Annotated in this window: 14 protein-coding genes and 1 tRNA gene; 12 read left to right on the forward strand and 3 right to left on the reverse strand. The window is 62.0% G+C overall.

What is annotated here, in order from left to right; translation table 11 throughout:
* Nucleotides 1-3 precede the first annotated feature (3 nt).
* A complete protein-coding gene (locus AC3IPM_RS05630) occupies nucleotides 4-975 on the reverse strand; it encodes a FecR family protein (RefSeq protein ID WP_489302973.1) in 972 nt (323 codons plus the stop codon).
* Nucleotides 975-1,496, reverse strand: a complete 522-nt coding sequence (locus AC3IPM_RS05635; protein ID WP_489302974.1) for an RNA polymerase sigma factor — start codon at nucleotides 1,494-1,496, stop codon at nucleotides 975-977. The genes AC3IPM_RS05630 and AC3IPM_RS05635 overlap by 1 nt, the downstream gene beginning before the upstream one ends.
* Nucleotides 1,497-1,752: 256 nt before the next feature.
* On the opposite strand from AC3IPM_RS05635, the gene AC3IPM_RS05640 reads away from it, so the two are divergent.
* The 5 genes from AC3IPM_RS05640 (at nucleotide 1,753) to AC3IPM_RS05660 (ending at nucleotide 7,107) form a co-directional block, all read left to right on the forward strand.
* The gene (locus AC3IPM_RS05640; protein WP_489302975.1) at nucleotides 1,753-4,629 is read left to right on the forward strand and encodes an autotransporter domain-containing protein; all 2,877 of its coding nucleotides are present in this window, start codon (nucleotides 1,753-1,755) and stop codon (nucleotides 4,627-4,629) included.
* Nucleotides 4,630-4,733: 104 nt separating this feature from the next.
* Nucleotides 4,734-4,809 (forward strand) — tRNA-Thr (locus AC3IPM_RS05645).
* Between the two features lie 299 nt (nucleotides 4,810-5,108).
* Nucleotides 5,109-6,161, forward strand: coding sequence for an RHS repeat domain-containing protein (locus AC3IPM_RS05650; protein WP_489302976.1), 1,053 nt, complete (start codon nucleotides 5,109-5,111; stop codon nucleotides 6,159-6,161).
* A 6-nt stretch (nucleotides 6,162-6,167) separates the two neighbouring features.
* Nucleotides 6,168-6,458 (forward strand): hypothetical protein, encoded by a 291-nt coding sequence (locus AC3IPM_RS05655; protein ID WP_489302978.1) that lies wholly within the window; start codon nucleotides 6,168-6,170, stop codon nucleotides 6,456-6,458.
* Nucleotides 6,459-6,504: 46 nt separating this feature from the next.
* Nucleotides 6,505-7,107, forward strand: coding sequence for an RHS repeat domain-containing protein (locus AC3IPM_RS05660; protein ID WP_489302979.1), 603 nt, complete (start codon nucleotides 6,505-6,507; stop codon nucleotides 7,105-7,107).
* A gap of 462 nt (nucleotides 7,108-7,569) precedes the next feature.
* Here the strand turns inward: AC3IPM_RS05660 and AC3IPM_RS05665 are convergent, their stop codons facing one another.
* Nucleotides 7,570-8,022 (reverse strand): DUF695 domain-containing protein, encoded by a 453-nt coding sequence (locus AC3IPM_RS05665; RefSeq protein ID WP_489302981.1) that lies wholly within the window; start codon nucleotides 8,020-8,022, stop codon nucleotides 7,570-7,572.
* A gap of 235 nt (nucleotides 8,023-8,257) precedes the next feature.
* Between AC3IPM_RS05665 and AC3IPM_RS05670 the strand changes: the two genes are divergently transcribed.
* The 7 genes from AC3IPM_RS05670 (at nucleotide 8,258) to AC3IPM_RS05700 (ending at nucleotide 16,118) form a co-directional block, all read left to right on the forward strand.
* Nucleotides 8,258-8,614, forward strand: a complete 357-nt coding sequence (locus AC3IPM_RS05670) for an RHS repeat-associated core domain-containing protein (protein ID WP_489302982.1) — start codon at nucleotides 8,258-8,260, stop codon at nucleotides 8,612-8,614.
* Between the two features lie 65 nt (nucleotides 8,615-8,679).
* On the forward strand, nucleotides 8,680-8,970 hold the full coding sequence (gene imm40, locus AC3IPM_RS05675; RefSeq protein WP_489304016.1) for an Imm40 family immunity protein: 291 nt from the start codon (nucleotides 8,680-8,682) through the stop codon (nucleotides 8,968-8,970).
* A gap of 199 nt (nucleotides 8,971-9,169) precedes the next feature.
* Nucleotides 9,170-9,643, forward strand: coding sequence for a hypothetical protein (locus AC3IPM_RS05680; protein ID WP_489302983.1), 474 nt, complete (start codon nucleotides 9,170-9,172; stop codon nucleotides 9,641-9,643).
* Nucleotides 9,644-9,909: 266 nt separating this feature from the next.
* Nucleotides 9,910-10,914 (forward strand): 2-hydroxyacid dehydrogenase, encoded by a 1,005-nt coding sequence (locus AC3IPM_RS05685; RefSeq protein WP_489302984.1) that lies wholly within the window; start codon nucleotides 9,910-9,912, stop codon nucleotides 10,912-10,914.
* Nucleotides 10,915-11,109: 195 nt separating this feature from the next.
* Nucleotides 11,110-12,378, forward strand: coding sequence for a chymotrypsin family serine protease (locus AC3IPM_RS05690; RefSeq protein WP_489302985.1), 1,269 nt, complete (start codon nucleotides 11,110-11,112; stop codon nucleotides 12,376-12,378).
* Between the two features lie 113 nt (nucleotides 12,379-12,491).
* Nucleotides 12,492-14,114, forward strand: coding sequence for an L-lactate permease (locus tag AC3IPM_RS05695; protein WP_489302986.1), 1,623 nt, complete (start codon nucleotides 12,492-12,494; stop codon nucleotides 14,112-14,114).
* A gap of 258 nt (nucleotides 14,115-14,372) precedes the next feature.
* A complete protein-coding gene (locus AC3IPM_RS05700) occupies nucleotides 14,373-16,118 on the forward strand; it encodes a ShlB/FhaC/HecB family hemolysin secretion/activation protein (protein WP_489302987.1) in 1,746 nt (581 codons plus the stop codon).
* The last annotated feature ends 15 nt before the right edge of the window (nucleotides 16,119-16,133 follow it).

The raw sequence follows: 16,133 nt of genomic DNA on the forward strand, positions 1-16,133 counted from the left end.
AGGTCAGTGCGTGCGGTGCAGTACCAGCGCGCCGTCCGCGCGCTGTGTTGCAGTGATCGACCACCCTTGGTCCAACGCGGACAACAGCGCGTCGGCATCACCGGCGCGGAACGTGCCGCTGACCGCCAATGCCGCGATCGCCGGGTCGGTGATCACCAGTGGCGTGGCGCTGTAGCGGTTCATCTGCGCCACCACCGCCTGCAGCGGGGCCGCATCGAATACCAGTTGCCCCTGCAGCCAGCCTTCGGCGGCCGGTCGCGACAACACCCCTGGCGTCATCCGGCCCGAGTCCGCCACCTGCAACTGCTGCCCTGGTTCGAGCACGTGCTGACTGGCCTGCGTGCCGCTGCTGGTCACGTCCACTGCGCCTTCCAGCAGCGCGACAGTCACGCTGCCATTGTCAGCACGTTCCACCTGGAAGGTGGTGCCGATGTCGCGGATGGTGCTGTTGCCGGCGTGCACGCGCAGCGTTCTGCTCGATGCGGCCACCTGCAGCTGGACGCGTCCGCGTTCGAGGGTGATATGGCGCGCGCGCCAGCCGAAGCGGGTGCTCAACGCACTGCCGGCGTCCAACGTGGCGACGCTGCCATCGGCGAGGGTGAGCTGCTGTGGCAGGCGCCCGGCGTTGGCGTATTGGCGTGGCGTCGGGTTGCCATCGATGGCAACCATCCCGCCGCCCGCCACGGCCAGGCAGATGCCCGCGGCCATCGCCACGCGCGGCCACCAGCGCGGTTGCGGCGGACGTGCGATGCGTGCGGTGCTGGCCCGCGCCCATGCATCGCTGGCGAGCGCCTCGGCCTGCTGGTGCAGGGTCTCGGCCTGTGCCCAGGCGCGCACGTGTTCGGGGTGCTGCGCCAGCCAGTCTTCGAACGCATCGCGCTCGGCGCTGCTGCAGTCCGGTGCCTCCAATCGTGCGACCCATTCGCTGGCACGTTCGAAAATCGCGTCACGGCTGTCGTGTTCGGCAGCACTCATCATGGTTTCCCGTCCTTGCGGAAGATGTCCGGGCCCAGCTCCTGGCGGAGTCCCTGCAGGGCGCGGGCGATGTGTTTTTCCACCGTCTTGGCGGTGATGCCGCGGTGGCGCGCGATCTGCGCATAGCTCATGCCGCTGATGCGGTTGAGCAGGTAGACCTCGCGGCAGCGCTCGGGGAGCTTGAACAAGGCCTGGCGCAGGATCGCCAGCATCTGCCCGGACTCGGCCTGGCGCAGTGGGCTGGGCGTCGTGGATGAAGCCTCATCGCTGCCATCGCTGTCATCCAGCGGCAGGTGTGGGCGCGACTGCGCCGAGCGCCCACGGTCGGCCAGGCGGTTGCGCGCGATCCGGTACAGCAGCAGGCGCAGTTCCTCGCTGGAATGCGCCTGGTAGCGGATCAGGCGTTCCATGCAGTCCTGCGCGATGTCCTCGGCGTCGTCGGCGCTGGCGCCACGCGCACGCAGGAACGCACACAACGGCGCGCGCTCCCCGCGCACGAACGCAGTGAAGGTCTCCGGCATCGGTGACGGATCGGGCGCGCTGTAGAGCAGGGGAGACGGAACGGACAGAGCGGAAACCTCGAACGGCGTTGAACCACTGACGATCGAGTATTACGCGACGTTGACGGGATGGGGAAGGGTGCATGTCAGATCCGGCTGAATCTGAATGAGTTTAGATTTCCGTCGAAGGGTCGGTGGGGGAGATCGGCGCTCTGCACCGTTCTGCTCTGGGTCCCGCGTGCTGCGCGGGCAGACCCTTTCTGGAGAGAGAGAACAAATGAAGTATTCGGTGTTGAGTGTGGCGTTGGCGGGTGTGTTGGGCATGGCCGCGATCGGTGCGAGCGGCGAAGCCGCCGCAATGAACTATCACGTGCAGGGGGATCGCATCTTCCTAAGTGGCGGGGTGACCTACGCCGATGTGGTGTCGTTGCCGGCGCTGCTGGCCAAGGCGCAGGCCGAAGGCCGCCCGATCCGCGAAGTGGTGCTGCGCACCTCCAACGGCGGCGCGCTGATCGCCGGCGAGTGGTTGCAGGGTGTGATCCGCACGTCGGGGTTGAACACCATCGTGTCCGGCCACTGCATCTCATCGTGCTCGATCATGCAGTCCGGCGGGGTGGAGCGCTACCTGGCCGGCGACCTGCCGATTGTCGACTCGGTGCAGATCCACGCCGCCAGCAATGGCGGCAAAGTGATCTACACGCCGTCGTCGCGCATGACCCAGATCTACACCGGCAACTACGGCGGCGGCATGGACCCGGCGCTGCTGCACAAGGCGATGTACGAAGTTGCCAAGCCCAATGGCCTGCTGGTGTTCGCCGACCCGGCGCGGACCGGCGGCAACTCGGTGAGCTTCGACCCGGATGGCAGCGGCAGCAAGCGCGAGACCTTCCCGGGCCAGGACATCCATACCAACAACATCGTTACTGCGGCCGGCTATCGCGACCCGGGCGATACCTTGAACGTGACCGCCAACGTCAGTGGCGACATCAACGTCGGCTACCTGCGCACCGGGCGCCAGCTGCAGGCCTTCGTCGATGATGACTTTGCACGCTGGAGCACCAACTGGCGGTCCACCTATATCAACCTGGCACAAAGCATCTACAACGCATCCAGCAGCGGCCCACAGGGCATCGGCGCGAACTCGGTGCAGGATTATCTCAACGACGCCGGCATCCAGGCGCAGTTGCTGTCCAAGCTGCGCCTGGCCGACCTGGATGCGTCGACCCTGGCCAACTCGATGGGCGTGATCCGCGTGACCAACGGTGCTACCTGGCGCACCGCGGCCACCACCGGCGCAGACTTCATGCTGGTCGACAACGGCACCATCGCGCTGGAGGGTGGTGCACTACGCGCGTCCGAAGTGCGGGTGCTGGCCGCCGGTGCGCTGGTGGGCCACGGCGACGTCGCCGGTACCAGCATGGACTTTGCTGCACTGCGCGGTGGCACCGGCCCATCGTGGCGCGAAGACGGCTTCAACCGCCTGCGTGTGTACGGCACGCTGATGCCGCGCGGCGGCGACCTGGTCACCCACGGCTACGTCAACATCATGCCGGGTGGCAAGGTGCTGTTCGATGTCACCGAAACCGGTGGCACCGACACCGGCCGGCTGCGCGTGGGTACCTTCTTCGATGACGCGCAGACCGACGGCGCGCTGGTGATTTCGGCGGGCGCGTACCTGGAGTTGAACGTGGCGCGCGGCTATTACGACGGCAGCTACCGTCGCGACCTGGTGCAGGGCCCGATCTACCAGCAGGGCTTCCAGGATGCCGTTCGCCTGGGCGATACCGGCTACACCGCCAGCATCACCGACGGTGAGGTGTTCCGGCCGCGACACAACTCGTTGCTGAGCTTCAACGTCAAGCAGACTGCCGATGGCCTGTGGTTGACCGCCAACCCGGGCTTCGACCAGTTGTCGCTGTTCACCAGCGCCAACGCCGGCGACGGCCTGGGACGCGCGCTGGCCAGCGCCGCCAACGGCAACAATGCCGCGCTGCGCCCCTTGCTGGCCTCGCTGCAGTTCGCCGACCGCGACGTGATCCAGCAGCAGGTCGGCAGCCTGCGCGGCGATGGTCACGCTACCCAGCGCCTGGCGGATGCGGCGCTGGTGGGCAGCATCGGCAACGTGGTGCAGCAGCATCAGTTCGCCATGCGCAGCAGCGGCGGCGATGCCAGCGGTCTGGCCGCACAGGCTGCGCAGGCCGCGTCGGCACAGCCGGGCATGGCCCACGGCAGCCTGTTCAACCAACTGGCCATGCACCTGGTGCAGCCGGCCGACGCCGCGGGCACCAGCGCCGACAGCAGCCCGCGCAATGCCGGTTTCTGGGGCCGTGGTTTCGGCAGCCAGGGGCGCATCGAGGCCGATGGCGGCGTGGCCGGCATGACCCACACCACCGGCGGCATCGTGCTCGGTGCCGACACCCGCGTGGCCGATGACAGGGTCACCCTGGGCGTGAGCGTGGCGGCAGCGGACATGTCGACCAAGGGTCGCGACGGTGCCGCTTTCACCGGCGACGTGCGCGCGCTGGACGTGGGCGGGTATGTGGATGCGGTGTACGCACGCGGCTATGTGAGCGCCGCGCTGCGCTACACCGACCTGCGCCACGACACCCGCCGCAGCGTCGCGGGCATCGACGGACTGGAAGCGCCACTGCGCGCCAAGTACGACGGCAACACCGTCTCCGCACGATTGGAGCACGCGTTCACCTTCACCACCGCCAACGGCCTGGTGATCCAGCCGCTGCTGCCGGTGGTGGACTACGCGCGCAGTTCCAGCGTGCGTTTCCGCGAAGATGCCGGGGTGGGCGCCCTGGCCGGCCGCAGCGACAGGCTGGAGAGCATCCTCGTGGGTGCCGGGCTGCAGCTGTCCAAGACCTTCGAAGGCCGCGCCGGCGAGCGCATCACCCCGCACGCGCGGGTGCTTTGGCAGAAGGAACTGGGCGACACCCAGGCCCGCTACAGCACCGCGTTCACCGCAGCTCCGGACCTGGTGTTCGGTGCCGCCAGCCAAGCGGTGGGCGAACAGGTGCTGGCCTGGAACGTGGGCGTCACCAGCCGCGCCAGCGAGCACCTGTCGATCATGCTCGATTACGTGGGTGAGCGCCGCGACGGCCAGGACCAGAACGGCGTGATGCTGGGCCTGGGCTACCGGTTCTAAGGGGCAGGGTGTGTCCGGGGCGGCCAGGCCGGCCCGGGCCCGCCGGGCGGGGCGGAGGCCGCAATTGACCATTCCGGCCCTCACCCCGTAGAATTGCCTGCTTCGCCGGAATAGCTCAGTTGGTAGAGCGGCGCATTCGTAATGCGTAGGTCGTAGGTTCGATTCCTATTTCCGGCACCAGAAACAGCGAAAAGCCCCGGCCTTGGTCGGGGCTTTTTGTTTGTGGGCCGCTTGACGGTAGTGCCGGCCGCTGGCCGGCAACCTCATGGACATTGAGCGGCGCCGAATTACGCATTCGTCGACGCGGTCCCAGAGTAAGCGGGAGACGCGGGTCGGTGGCTTCACCGGCACTTGGGCCAACTCACCCTACTGGTCGCTATGACGCATGACGCCCACATTTCTGCCCAAAGTACCCTGCAGTCACACGTTGTGATATGAAGTCATGGCCTTGCTGGAAGGCTCTTTCAGGGATTGGAAGGATGACCGGGTTGAGGGGGATTGCTGGAGGCGTGTTTTCAGGCGCCGGGAAGCTCAAGAAAGTAATTCAGAGGCAAGGCCTGCTGGGGATATGGATTTGCTGCATCGCGCTGATTGGACTCTCATCGGTGTCGTCGGCGTGGGCGCAGGAAACGATCACCTATATCCACACCGATGCTCTCGGCTCGGTCGTGGCCGAGTCCGATGCCAACGGCAATGTGATCAAGCGCTACGACTACGAGCCGTATGGAGCGGTGGTAGGTGGCCAAGTTGAGGATGGCCCGGGGTACACAGGGCATGTGAGCGATGCGGCCACTGGGCTGAGCTACATGCAGCAGCGGTATATGGATCCGCAGTTGGGGGTGTTCCTGTCGGTTGATCCGGTGACGGCGTATGAGCAGCCTGTTGGACAGTTCAACCGGTATCGGTATGCGAACGGGAATCCGTACAAATTCTTCGATCCAGATGGAAGATTTGGATGCACGGGCTCACGCATCAAGAGTACATGCGACGGCATGGGCATGGCGTGGACTTCGACTAGGAGTCCGCTTGATACAGGGCGGAACAAGCAATCTTCAGGCGGGGGCTCACAATCATCACAAGGCTATAGTGGCGCGCAAGCAGTCAGAGCACAGCAGGCAGGTGAGATCGCCGTTGGCGCGCTCGCCGCTATCGCAATGCAAATTCCGGAAATGTTCCCCGACGGAGGAAGTTCTGATCTCAGCTCTATCGCTTTCATCTTTGCGCTGAAGACTGAAGTGAACGAGATTGGCCCCTTGATTGGCGCTGCAAACAAGCCATTCAATACTTCAGGCTTGTCTGTTGCTGCGCGTGCATGGGAGAAGCACGCAGGAAGGCCGGGTGGATCTTTCCGCGCATTGAAGGGCGGAATTGATCAGAAGAACTTGGCCGCAGAGAACTTCGTACGTTCGGCGCTGAATGGGAGTCGAACTGAGCTTTCGCGTGGCGGCTTTGAGTACCGGACATCTACGGGGCAAGGAGTTCGCTATAATAAGGATGGAACTTTCTCTGGATTTCTCGATCCGTCGAGGTAACTACTGATGAGCGACTTCACATTGGACTTTGTTTCGAGGAATGAGTACGAATTCCTTGCAGTTGAGATGTCTTTTCGTGGGCAGCTACTTTGTGAGATAAATTCAGAGCGCGGCCTGGATCATTTGGAAGTCGAGTTTTTACACGACTCCCGGGTGCTTAGTGAGGGTGTGCCTTTGACGTTTCCGGTTGCTGAATTTGCAAATGAATTCGCGGCTGCTTGCGCAGCCTTGGTTGAGGCCAATGGCATTCGGTTTCAACAGAAGGCAGCGGACGAAGATGGTGATTCGAACCTATAGAGTGCAAGGCCCGCGGAGTTGAGATGAGGGGGGGGGGGCTGGAGGCGTGTTTTCAGGCGCCGGGAAGCTCAAGAAAGTAATTCAGAGGAAAGGCCTGCTGGGAGTATGGCTTTGCTGCATCGCACTGATCGGCATCTCATCGGTGTCGTCGGCGTGGGCGTGGGCGCAGGAAACGATCACCTATATCCACACTGATGCCCTTGGCTCCGTTGTGGCCGAGACTGATGCCAACGGCAATGTGATCAATCGCTATGACTACGAGCCGTATGGGGCGGTTGTCGGTGGGCAAGTTGAAGACGGCCCGGGGTACACCGGACATGTGAGCGATGCGGCTACTGGGCTGAGCTACATGCAGCAGCGGTACATGGATCCGCAGCTGGGGGTGTTCCTGTCGGTGGATCCGGTGACGGTAGATGGCAGCGATTCGAGACACTTCAATCGTTATGCATACGCTTATAACAATCCATACCGTTTCACTGATCCAGATGGTCGCTGCCCCGCTTGTCCTGTAATTGTCTTCTTCGTTGTAGCCATGGCGCACCTCGACTCGGCGAACACACCACCTCCTGACGAGGCGATTCAACGTGCACCAGCAGGTGATGCATTCGATGCTATTCCGGGTGGTGGCGTGGCGGTCCGGGGCGTCTGAACGATTGCTAACATGGTCGATAAGACGTATATGACCTGCACCCGTGACCATCCAGCCAAACCTACCTACTCAGGGAAAATGAGTGGAACGGGGAAGGCTGAGCAACAGGCGGCAAAGCGTACAGCTCAGCCAGATCATCAAGCCAAAACTGCAGATGGGTACCGTCCTGCCGCGGTGGGCAAGAACTTTTCAAATCCTTATGCAATCGCCGGGCGCGAGCAGCGACTTATTGAAAGTAATGGCGGGGCTAAGTCCCAAGGAGGGGCGCTAGCTAACAAGGTAAATGCAAACTCTCGCAGTAATCCAAGACGCGAGGCCCGAATGGAGGCGTGCAAGAGTGAGTTCGGTTGTTAGTGATCAGAAAAAAGTGGCGCTGCTCGCGTGTCTTGGTCGAACAATGGATGCACTGAACATTGAACCCAGGTGCATGCATTGCCACTTGGGCTCAATGAGCGATCACGGCTAGTTAGAGCGAGAAGGCTGTACTAGTAGGTCCAGCTCCGGTTTCGCCAATATCCAGTCGACATCGTACTCCATCTGATATTCCCACTCGCGCAGGACATCTGACGTGGAAGTCAGAAGTTGCAATGTCTGATTAGCCATTTCGGGATCATGCACTCGATACAGGAGCACGCGTTCTCCACGAGCCGTAATTCGGGCGAGAAAAATTGCATTGTGGTCTACCTCAAGCGCGGGGGCAATTTCTCTCTCAAGGCATGCAAGGGCTTCAACCTCTTCCTTGGTCGGCATGCCATTCACACCTTCCAGCTTGCAATTTACTCCAATCCTCAGGTGCCACGGGAAGGCATCATGCCCTGCAAAGGTCAGCAATGTGGAATTGGCAACTACGATAGCCGGATCGCTACCGATGGAAGTCTCAATCAAGTTATAGCGGGGAACAGGGGCATTTCTCATTCGTCTATCCATCTGGCACCGGTGTAAATTCTAGTGCTTCGCCGGTCTGAAGCCTCGGGCTTGGTTGTAGCCAGGATCGACTCCAGCGGAACCGTAATCAAGCCTATCACTTACCAGTCATACGGCGCTGTCGTAGGTGCGGCGGTTACCGATGGACCGGGGTACACAGGACATGTAAGCGACGCAGCCACCGGGCTGAGCTACATGCAGCAGCGATGTATGGATCCGCAGTTGGGTGTTCCGGTCGGTTGATCCGGCAACGGTGTATAACCAGTCTGTTGGACAGTTCAAGAGGTATCGGTATACGAACGGGAATCCGTACAATTTCACGGATCCGAAGGGGCGACAAGGAGCAGAGCGTTCTGTTGATCGGCATCGTAACGGCATGGAAGCTGGCGATGGCGTTGTATACGAGACGTTTCAGCCCCGCGCGATAGCGGCAACGGGCGGCATGCTTTCGCCAGTGGTGATCGAGGTGGGCCTGGCGGCGCTAGCCAATCCTGCTGCTGCAGCCACTACGGCCGAAATTAGAGCCGGCGCTGCGGGTGGTGCCATCAATCATCGGTTGTTCAAGCCGGAAGGGGAGTTGTGACCGTGGTTCAGAAAGTATGGTCCAATCAGATTGATTCGATACTGTGTGTCGGCGAATCTCTGGAGATGTTGGGAGTGCGCAACTGGGCGCTTGATCAGGCTGGCGCGCTTAACGCATTGGAGAGTATGTGTGGTCATGGCATTGCGGTCGCCGGTGGTGACGTCTACAGACGGGAAAACGGCCGCCTTGAACCGACTTGCGACGATTGGTATTGCAACAGGAGCGATGGTGAGCAGATGAGCCACTACGTTGAGCGTAGCATCGGCCTGGCGAGGAATTACATATCCGACTATCCAAATTCCGATGGTAGAGCTTTTTTCTCGCTGGTTCCTAGTGCTCGGTTACAAGAACGGTGAACCTATATTAATTCGGATTCTGCAAGCGGACGATCCACATCCAAACATCCCGTCTCACTGATCCTCCGAGTGTGGCCCTCAAGTCACAAAGCCTAATTCGTGCGTCTGGGCGACGGAAGCGCTCGTGGACCGGATAGGATACGTGATTCTCGCAGTGCCCTGCAGAATCGGCGTGAGAAGCGCACTGTGGATCGGGTAGTTGGGAGGCTGGTTAGGTGCCGCCGGAGGTAAAGAAGTGACCATATATTTGAAGTGCTGCATTGTCTTTGTTGGGGTGTTTTCTATGAGTGGCTGTGCGCTGCCTGCGCGTGTTAATGCCGTGGGCGGTCATGGAGCACAGTTATCGTTTTGTGAGGTTGCTCAAAATTTGGAAAAGTACCGCGGTGTCAAGGTTGCGTTCAGTGCTCGCTATGTATCGGATGGAAGGCATGAGGAGGTTTTGGAGAGTTCTGCGTGTGGTGGTGGTAGGCGAATAGTTGATGTCGGTAAGCGCGGTGGGTCTGAATCTGTGGCAAGGTTCTATGAGGAGCGAGGTCGGGTTTGCTCCGAAAGGGGGGCTATCTATTTGTGTAATACATCGGCGGAAATCGATGTGCTGGGTACGGTAAGACAGATGTCCGGTGAGTTCGTTTTTGATATCGAAGAAGTAGGTCATTATTATTTCTCCGACTGACAAGTCGGCGAGTAGCTCCCAGGGGGGCTTTCACGGGTCTGCTTGCTGATTGGCAGAGTGTCCTCAAGAGCACAGGCTTGCCTTGTAAGCGCAGAGGGTGGCGAGATTCGGCAGCGCGTGTACGAGGATGCACAGGACGACTAAGTAATAGGGTCTGCAGGAAGTTCGAGATGAGCATTCTGATGATGGCGGGGTGCCTCCACGACAGAACACCTCCAACGATTCTGGTATACCGGTTGCCAGCATTCCGTCTCCCGAAGCCCCCAATGAAAACAGCCGTCTTCAGCGCTCGCCCCTACGATCGCAAGTTCCTCGATGAGGCCAACCTGCAGGCAGGTACCGCGCAGGCATTCGAGTTTCTCTACTTCGATGCCGCCCTGGACGTCCACACTGCCGCGCTGGCCCAGGAATGCCTGGCCGTCTGCGTGTTCGTCAACGACCGTCTCGACGCCCCGGTACTGCACGCGCTGCATGCGCTGGGCGTGCGCGCGATACTGCTGCGCTGTGCGGGCTTCAATAATGTGGATCTCGGCGTGGCCCAGCAGCTGGGCCTGTTCGTGGCACGGGTGCCGGCCTATTCGCCCGAGGCCGTGGCCGAGCACGCGCTGGCGCTGATCATGACCCTCAACCGGCAGACCCATCGCGCCTACAACCGGGTGCGCGAGGGCAACTTCATGCTCGATGGCCTGCTCGGTCGCACGCTGTATGGCAAGACCGCCGGCATCATCGGCACCGGCAAGATCGGCCTGGCCACTGCGCGCATTCTCAAGGGGATGGGTTGCACCGTACTGGGCCACGATCCGTTTCCTTCGCCCGATTTTGCGGCGATCGGGGCGTTCGTGGGGCTGGAGGAGCTGCTGGCGCGCGCGGACATCGTCTCGCTGCATTGCCCACTCACCGCCGATACCCATCACCTCATCAACGATGCCTCGCTGGCGCGGATGAAGCCCGGCGCGATGCTGGTCAACACTTCCCGTGGCGGTCTGGTCGATACCCCGGCGGTGATCCGTGCACTGAAGTCGCGGCAGCTCGGTCACCTGGCCATCGATGTATACGAGCAGGAGAGCACGCTGTTCTTCCAGGACTGGTCCGGGGAGATCATCGACGACGACACCTTCCAGCGGCTGATGACCTTCCCCAACGTGCTGGTGACCGGGCACCAGGGCTTCTTCACGGTTGAAGCGCTGCAGGAGATCTCGGAGATCACGCTGCAGAATCTAGCGGATTTTGCTGCGGGCAGAGAGCGGCGGGATCGACAGTGCCAAGCTTAGCTGGCGCGAACTCTGGGGGCGAAGTGGACGTTTCAGGTACCCATAGGTACTTGCTTGCTATTCTGGATGCGCAATAAAAATTTCATCAAAGTCATCCTTTGATCAGCTGTGATTGCGGTCACTTACCCGGTTTGGACGTGGCAATACAATGGCTTGTCATTGGCGTCGGCGATTTTATAGTCAAGGAGGAGTGTTGTGAAATTTAGTCCAGGAATCGGGCTGTTTATCTTCATGTTTGTAATTGACGCAAGTGCATCAAGTTCTTCTCCAGAGCCCACTCGGGAGGCTACAGAGGCAGAGGTCCTATTCTCCAAGGCATGGGGCGTCTCCACCAAGGAGACAGCCCGCCGGTTCAAGTTGCGCGATGCCGCAGTTCCGCTGCGCGCGAAGATCATTGAAGAATTCCGAGATCGATACGCGGGTGGCTATGTCTCGGATGACTCGATGACAATTGTGGTGCGGCTTACGGGAGACAAGTTCGTACCGGAACGCATCATCTCGACCCCGCATGGGAACATGAGATTCACCTTCGCTACCGGCGCAAAGCACTCCATAGTTCAGATTAGAAGGGTCGTGAGTTCAGGGAGAGTCCAGCGTGTATTCGGCGATCAGTCCACCGCAGTTATCAATCAACGCGACGGGTCGATAGTTGTTTCCACCACTGATGCAGATTCTGCGAAGGCCTTCCAAGAGGTCGAGAGGCATGCATCCGAACTTCTCGATGGAATTCCAGTGAAGGTGGTTAAAGATTCATTCAAGCCGAAGTATGGTGAGCCGGTTGATGCACATGGCTCGAACGCGATAGTGCCGGCGTTGTCCAGGGTATCCGCCACAGACTTGCGAGCAGGTGGGCGAGGGCACAATTCTGGAAGCTACTGTACTTTTAGTTTCAGGGCATACGACAACAAAACGGGCAAGGCGGGAATGCTCTCGGCAGGTCATTGTCCGGAGACGATGAACTACAGCAGCGTGCCGGGCTCTCACGAGACGGTGTCGACAGATCTTACGGGGACAAAGAAGCTCTGGGATAGCTCGCATGATGTGCAGTGGTACCCGGAGCAGGCCCCATATCTTGCGACGTGGACCTTGTTCAGTGGTGGCGCTTCCTCACTTCCTGCGTTGCTCTCCGAGCCCATCCGGGATGTATTGGAGGGCTTCGTTGATCTCTTGATTGTGTGCCAGCGCGGTGCGACTACAGGTTACTCCTGTGGGACGCTGGTGGCCGTTGATGCTGCCCCTGCCAATCCAATACTCTCTAATCAGCAACAATGCGAAAATACATGGATGCTTGCTGAGGGGCCACTTCTGCAATGCGCGGGTGGAGATAGTGGGGCGCCGGCTACGACTACCGGCTATTCGCCCTTGGGGGTGGTGACTGCGATGAAAGGTGATGACGTCTGTGATGGGGTGTATTTCATGGGGTTGAGCAGGATCGAAAGTTCTTTGGATCTAACAATTCGCTGAATAGTGAACTACGTTTCGTGTTGGCGTGGCGTTGGAATGTGGTCAGCCATTGACTGTGAATGTGAACAAGCAGGGTGCTGTCGCCCCTTCCTTCCAAGTAGCAGGGCCTGACCATGTGGCTTCAGAACTACGATCCGCTCGGCAACGCCAACCTCTCGGCTCTGCTCGCCGCGCTGCCAGTGCTGGTGTTTCTGCTGGCGCTGACCGTGCTGCGGCTCAAGGGGCTCACCGCTGCGCTGCTCGCGGTGCTGGTCTCGGCCGTGGTTTCTGCGTGGGTGTTCGGCATGCCGCTGGCGAACATCGCCGGAGCGGCGGTGCTGGGCATTGCCAACGGCCTGTTCCCGATCAGCTTCATCGTGCTGATGGCGGTGTGGCTGTACAAGCTGGCCATCCGCAGCGGCAAGTTCGAGGTGATCCGCGGCAGCATCGCCACCATTTCTGAAGACCAGCGCATCCAGGTACTGCTGATCGCGTTCTGTTTTGGCGGGTTTCTCGAAGGCGCGGCGGGATTTGGTGTGCCGATCGCGATCTGTGCCGCGCTGCTGGTCGAACTGGGCTTCCGGCCGCTGAAGGCGGCGATGCTGTGCCTGGTCGCCAATGGGGCGGCCGGTGCGTACGGTGCGATCGGTATTCCGGTACTGGTGGGCGCGCAACAGGGCGGGGTGGGGCTGGGTGAGATGTCGCTGATGCTGATCCCGCTGGTGCAGCTGTGCGCGCTGCTGCTGCCGGCGGCGTTGGTGATGATGCTGGACGGGTGGCGTGGCGTGCGCGAGACCTGGCCGGTGCTGCTGGTGGTCGGCGTGGTGTTCAGCGGCACCCAGACGCTGACGTTGTACCTGCTGGGCCCGGAGCTGGTGGATATCCTCGGGCCGCTGGCCGGCATGGGTGCCTTGGCGGCCTTCATGCAGGTCTGGCGGCCCAAGCGCATCTACCGCGAGGCGCAGGCACCGCCGTTGAGCGAACAGCGCTGGTCGCTCAGGGACGTGCTGCTGGCGTGGTCGCCGTTCTACATCCTCACCGCCACCATCCTGGTCTGGAGCCTGCCGGCGTTCAAAGGCCTGTTCGCCCCGGATGGTGTGCTGGGCGCAACGGTGCTGCATCTGCCCATCCCGTTGCTGGACCAGCGCGTGCAGGAGCTGCCGCCATTGGTGGCCAGCGCGCGCACACTGCCGGCAGTCTGGAACGTGGGCTGGCTCAATGCCTCCGGCACCGCGATCCTGATCGCTGCTGTACTTACGGCAGTGCTGTCGCCGAAGCTGGGCCTGCGCTCGGCCGGCCAGGAGCTGGCGCAGTCGGGCAAGGAGATGTGGAAGCCGTTGGCCACCGTGGCGCTGGTGATGGCGGTGGCCTACCTCACCAATTATTCCGGGGCGTCCTCAACGATTGGGCTGGCGCTGGCGCAGGCCGGTGGATTCTTCCCGGTGCTGGCGCCGGTGATCGGTTGGATGGGCGTGTTCATCACCGGCTCGGTAGTCAACAGCAATACCCTGTTCGCGCACCTGCAGGCGGTGACTGCCGCCCAGATCGGGGTATCGCCGGCGTTGCTGGTGGCGGCAAACACGGCCGGTGGCGTGATGGCCAAACTGGTGTCGCCGCAATCGATTGCCATCGCTGCGGCAGCGGTGAAACTGGTGGGCCAGGAATCGTCGATCATGCGCACCACTCTGGCCGCCAGCCTCGCGCTGCTGGGCTATGTGTGCCTGTGCACGCTGGTGCTGTCGCTGCTGCTGGGCTGAGCGCGGCACGCAGGTCTGCCGTGCTGCGCTTGCCGCAGCACGCCCGGTTGCACGTTCAACTGAACGCTGGATGCACCGCCTTGCGCGTGCGCTAAAGAAGCTCCGACCCCTGCCGATACGGCAAGCGATCAGTGAACTCATGGCGTGGCGCCGATTGAAGCAGCCATGCCATGGCAACCCTATACATTTTCCGGTCTGAACGGGCAGCCCCGCATGACGTTGGGCGACGCCGGCCGGGGCTTCAAGATATGGAACGACGTGAGTACAAGGACGAAGGACGTAGGGCGAGGGCGCCGTGGCTGGTGCGTTCTTCTGGCAGCGGGCCTGGCCACGCAGGTATCGGCACAGCAACCGCCCGATCCGGCCGCACAGGAACTGGTACGCCAGCAGGAGCGTGAGCGGGTGCTGCGCGAGCAGCAGGAGTCGCGGCCCGATGTTCGCCTGGAGCGCACGGCCGAGGGCGGCATCGAGCGCCTGCCGGTCGCCGAGGATCCGTGCTTCCGGATCGATCGCATCGTGCTGGAGGGCGATCAGGCCGAACGCTTCGCCTGGGCGTTGCGTGCCGCTGATCCCAAGGACGATCCTGCTACTGGGCGCTGCCTCGGCACCGAGGGCATCAACCTGGTGATGAAGCGCGTGCAGAACGCGATCATCGCCCGTGGCTACGTCACCACACGCGTGCTGTCCGCGCCACAGGACCTCACCGGCGGCACGCTGACGCTGTCGCTGCTGTCGGGGCGTTTCCGCAACGCGGTGCTGGTCGATCCGGCCGCGGCGCGGGTGACGCTGGCCAATGCGCTGCCGGTCCGTCGTGGCGAGCTGCTGAACCTGCGCGACGTCGAACAGGGGCTGGAGAACTTCCAGCGCGTGCCCACTGTCACTGCCGACATCCAGATCGCGCCGGCCGAAGGCGATGGTGCAGAACCTGGGCAGAGCGATCTGGCCATTGCCTGGAAACAGCGCCTGCCGGTGCGCGCAAGCCTCACCTTGGATGATGCCGGCAGCCGCTCCACCGGCAAGCTGCAGGCCAATGGCACGCTGTCGCTGGACAACCCGCTGGGCATGAACGAGCTGTTCTACGTCAGCGTGGGGCGCGGCGTGTTCAACGGCGCAGGCAAGCAGACAGAGAGCTGGACGGCGCACTACGACGTGCCCTACGGCTACTGGCTGCTCGGGGTCACCGCCAGCAGTTACGACTACAGCCAGTCCGTGGCCGGTGCCTTCGAAAGCTACGACTACAGCGGGCAGAGCCGCAATGCCGAGGCACGTGTGGATCGGCTGCTGTTCCGCAATGCCAAGGTCAAGCTGGGCATGTACGGCCGTGGCTGGTGGCGGGAGTCGCGCAATGCCATCGACGATACCGAGATCGAGGTCCAGCGCCGGCGCACCGCCGGTTGGGAGCTTGGCCTGACGCACAAGTACTTCCTCGGCAATGCGACCCTCGATGCCAACGTGGCCTACCGCCGTGGCACTGGTGCGTTCAATGCGCTGCGCTCGCCGGAAGAACAGGCCCATGCCTTTGACCCGGAGATGATCCCGCTGGAAGGCACCTCGCGCATGCGCGTGATCACCGCCGATGCGCAGCTGACCGTGCCGTTCCAGCTGGGCGCACAGCGGCTGCGCTACACCGCGGCATGGCGTGCGCAATGGAACCGTTCGCCGCTGTCGCCGCAGGATCGCTTCTCGATCGGCGGGCGTTACAGCGTGCGTGGTTTCGACGGCGAAAGCTCGCTCAGTGGCGAGCGTGGCTGGACGTTGCGCAACGATGTGTCGCTGGCCCTGGGCGGCGGCCAGGAAGCCTACCTGGGCGTGGACTACGGCCACATCGGCGGCCCGTCCGCACGCTGGCAGGCGGGCGCCTACCTGGCCGGCATGGCGTTCGGCCTGCGCGGCGGCTGGAAGCAACTCTCCTGGGATGGCTTCGTGGGCTCGGCGCTGGAAAAGCCACAGAACTTCCCTACCGACTACACCACGCTCGGCTTCAGCCTGGCGTGGCGCTATTGAGCTGGCACAAGGAAT

Source organism: Stenotrophomonas sp. GL_111 (assembly GCF_057835245.1).

Bases quoted from the DNA above. Each gene is read 5' to 3' on its own strand.
- AC3IPM_RS05630 (WP_489302973.1), bottom strand. From the start codon at position 975: ATGAGTGCTGCCGAACACGACAGCCGTGACGCGATTTTCGAACGTGCC.
- AC3IPM_RS05635 (WP_489302974.1), bottom strand. From the start codon at position 1,496: ATGCCGGAGACCTTCACTGCGTTCGTGCGCGGGGAGCGCGCGCCGTTG.
- AC3IPM_RS05640 (WP_489302975.1), top strand. From the start codon at position 1,753: ATGAAGTATTCGGTGTTGAGTGTGGCGTTGGCGGGTGTGTTGGGCATG.
- AC3IPM_RS05650 (WP_489302976.1), top strand. From the start codon at position 5,109: ATGACCGGGTTGAGGGGGATTGCTGGAGGCGTGTTTTCAGGCGCCGGG.
- AC3IPM_RS05655 (WP_489302978.1), top strand. From the start codon at position 6,168: ATGAGCGACTTCACATTGGACTTTGTTTCGAGGAATGAGTACGAATTC.
- AC3IPM_RS05665 (WP_489302981.1), bottom strand. From the start codon at position 8,022: ATGAGAAATGCCCCTGTTCCCCGCTATAACTTGATTGAGACTTCCATC.
- imm40 (WP_489304016.1), top strand. From the start codon at position 8,680: ATGTTGGGAGTGCGCAACTGGGCGCTTGATCAGGCTGGCGCGCTTAAC.
- AC3IPM_RS05685 (WP_489302984.1), top strand. From the start codon at position 9,910: ATGAAAACAGCCGTCTTCAGCGCTCGCCCCTACGATCGCAAGTTCCTC.
- AC3IPM_RS05695 (WP_489302986.1), top strand. From the start codon at position 12,492: ATGTGGCTTCAGAACTACGATCCGCTCGGCAACGCCAACCTCTCGGCT.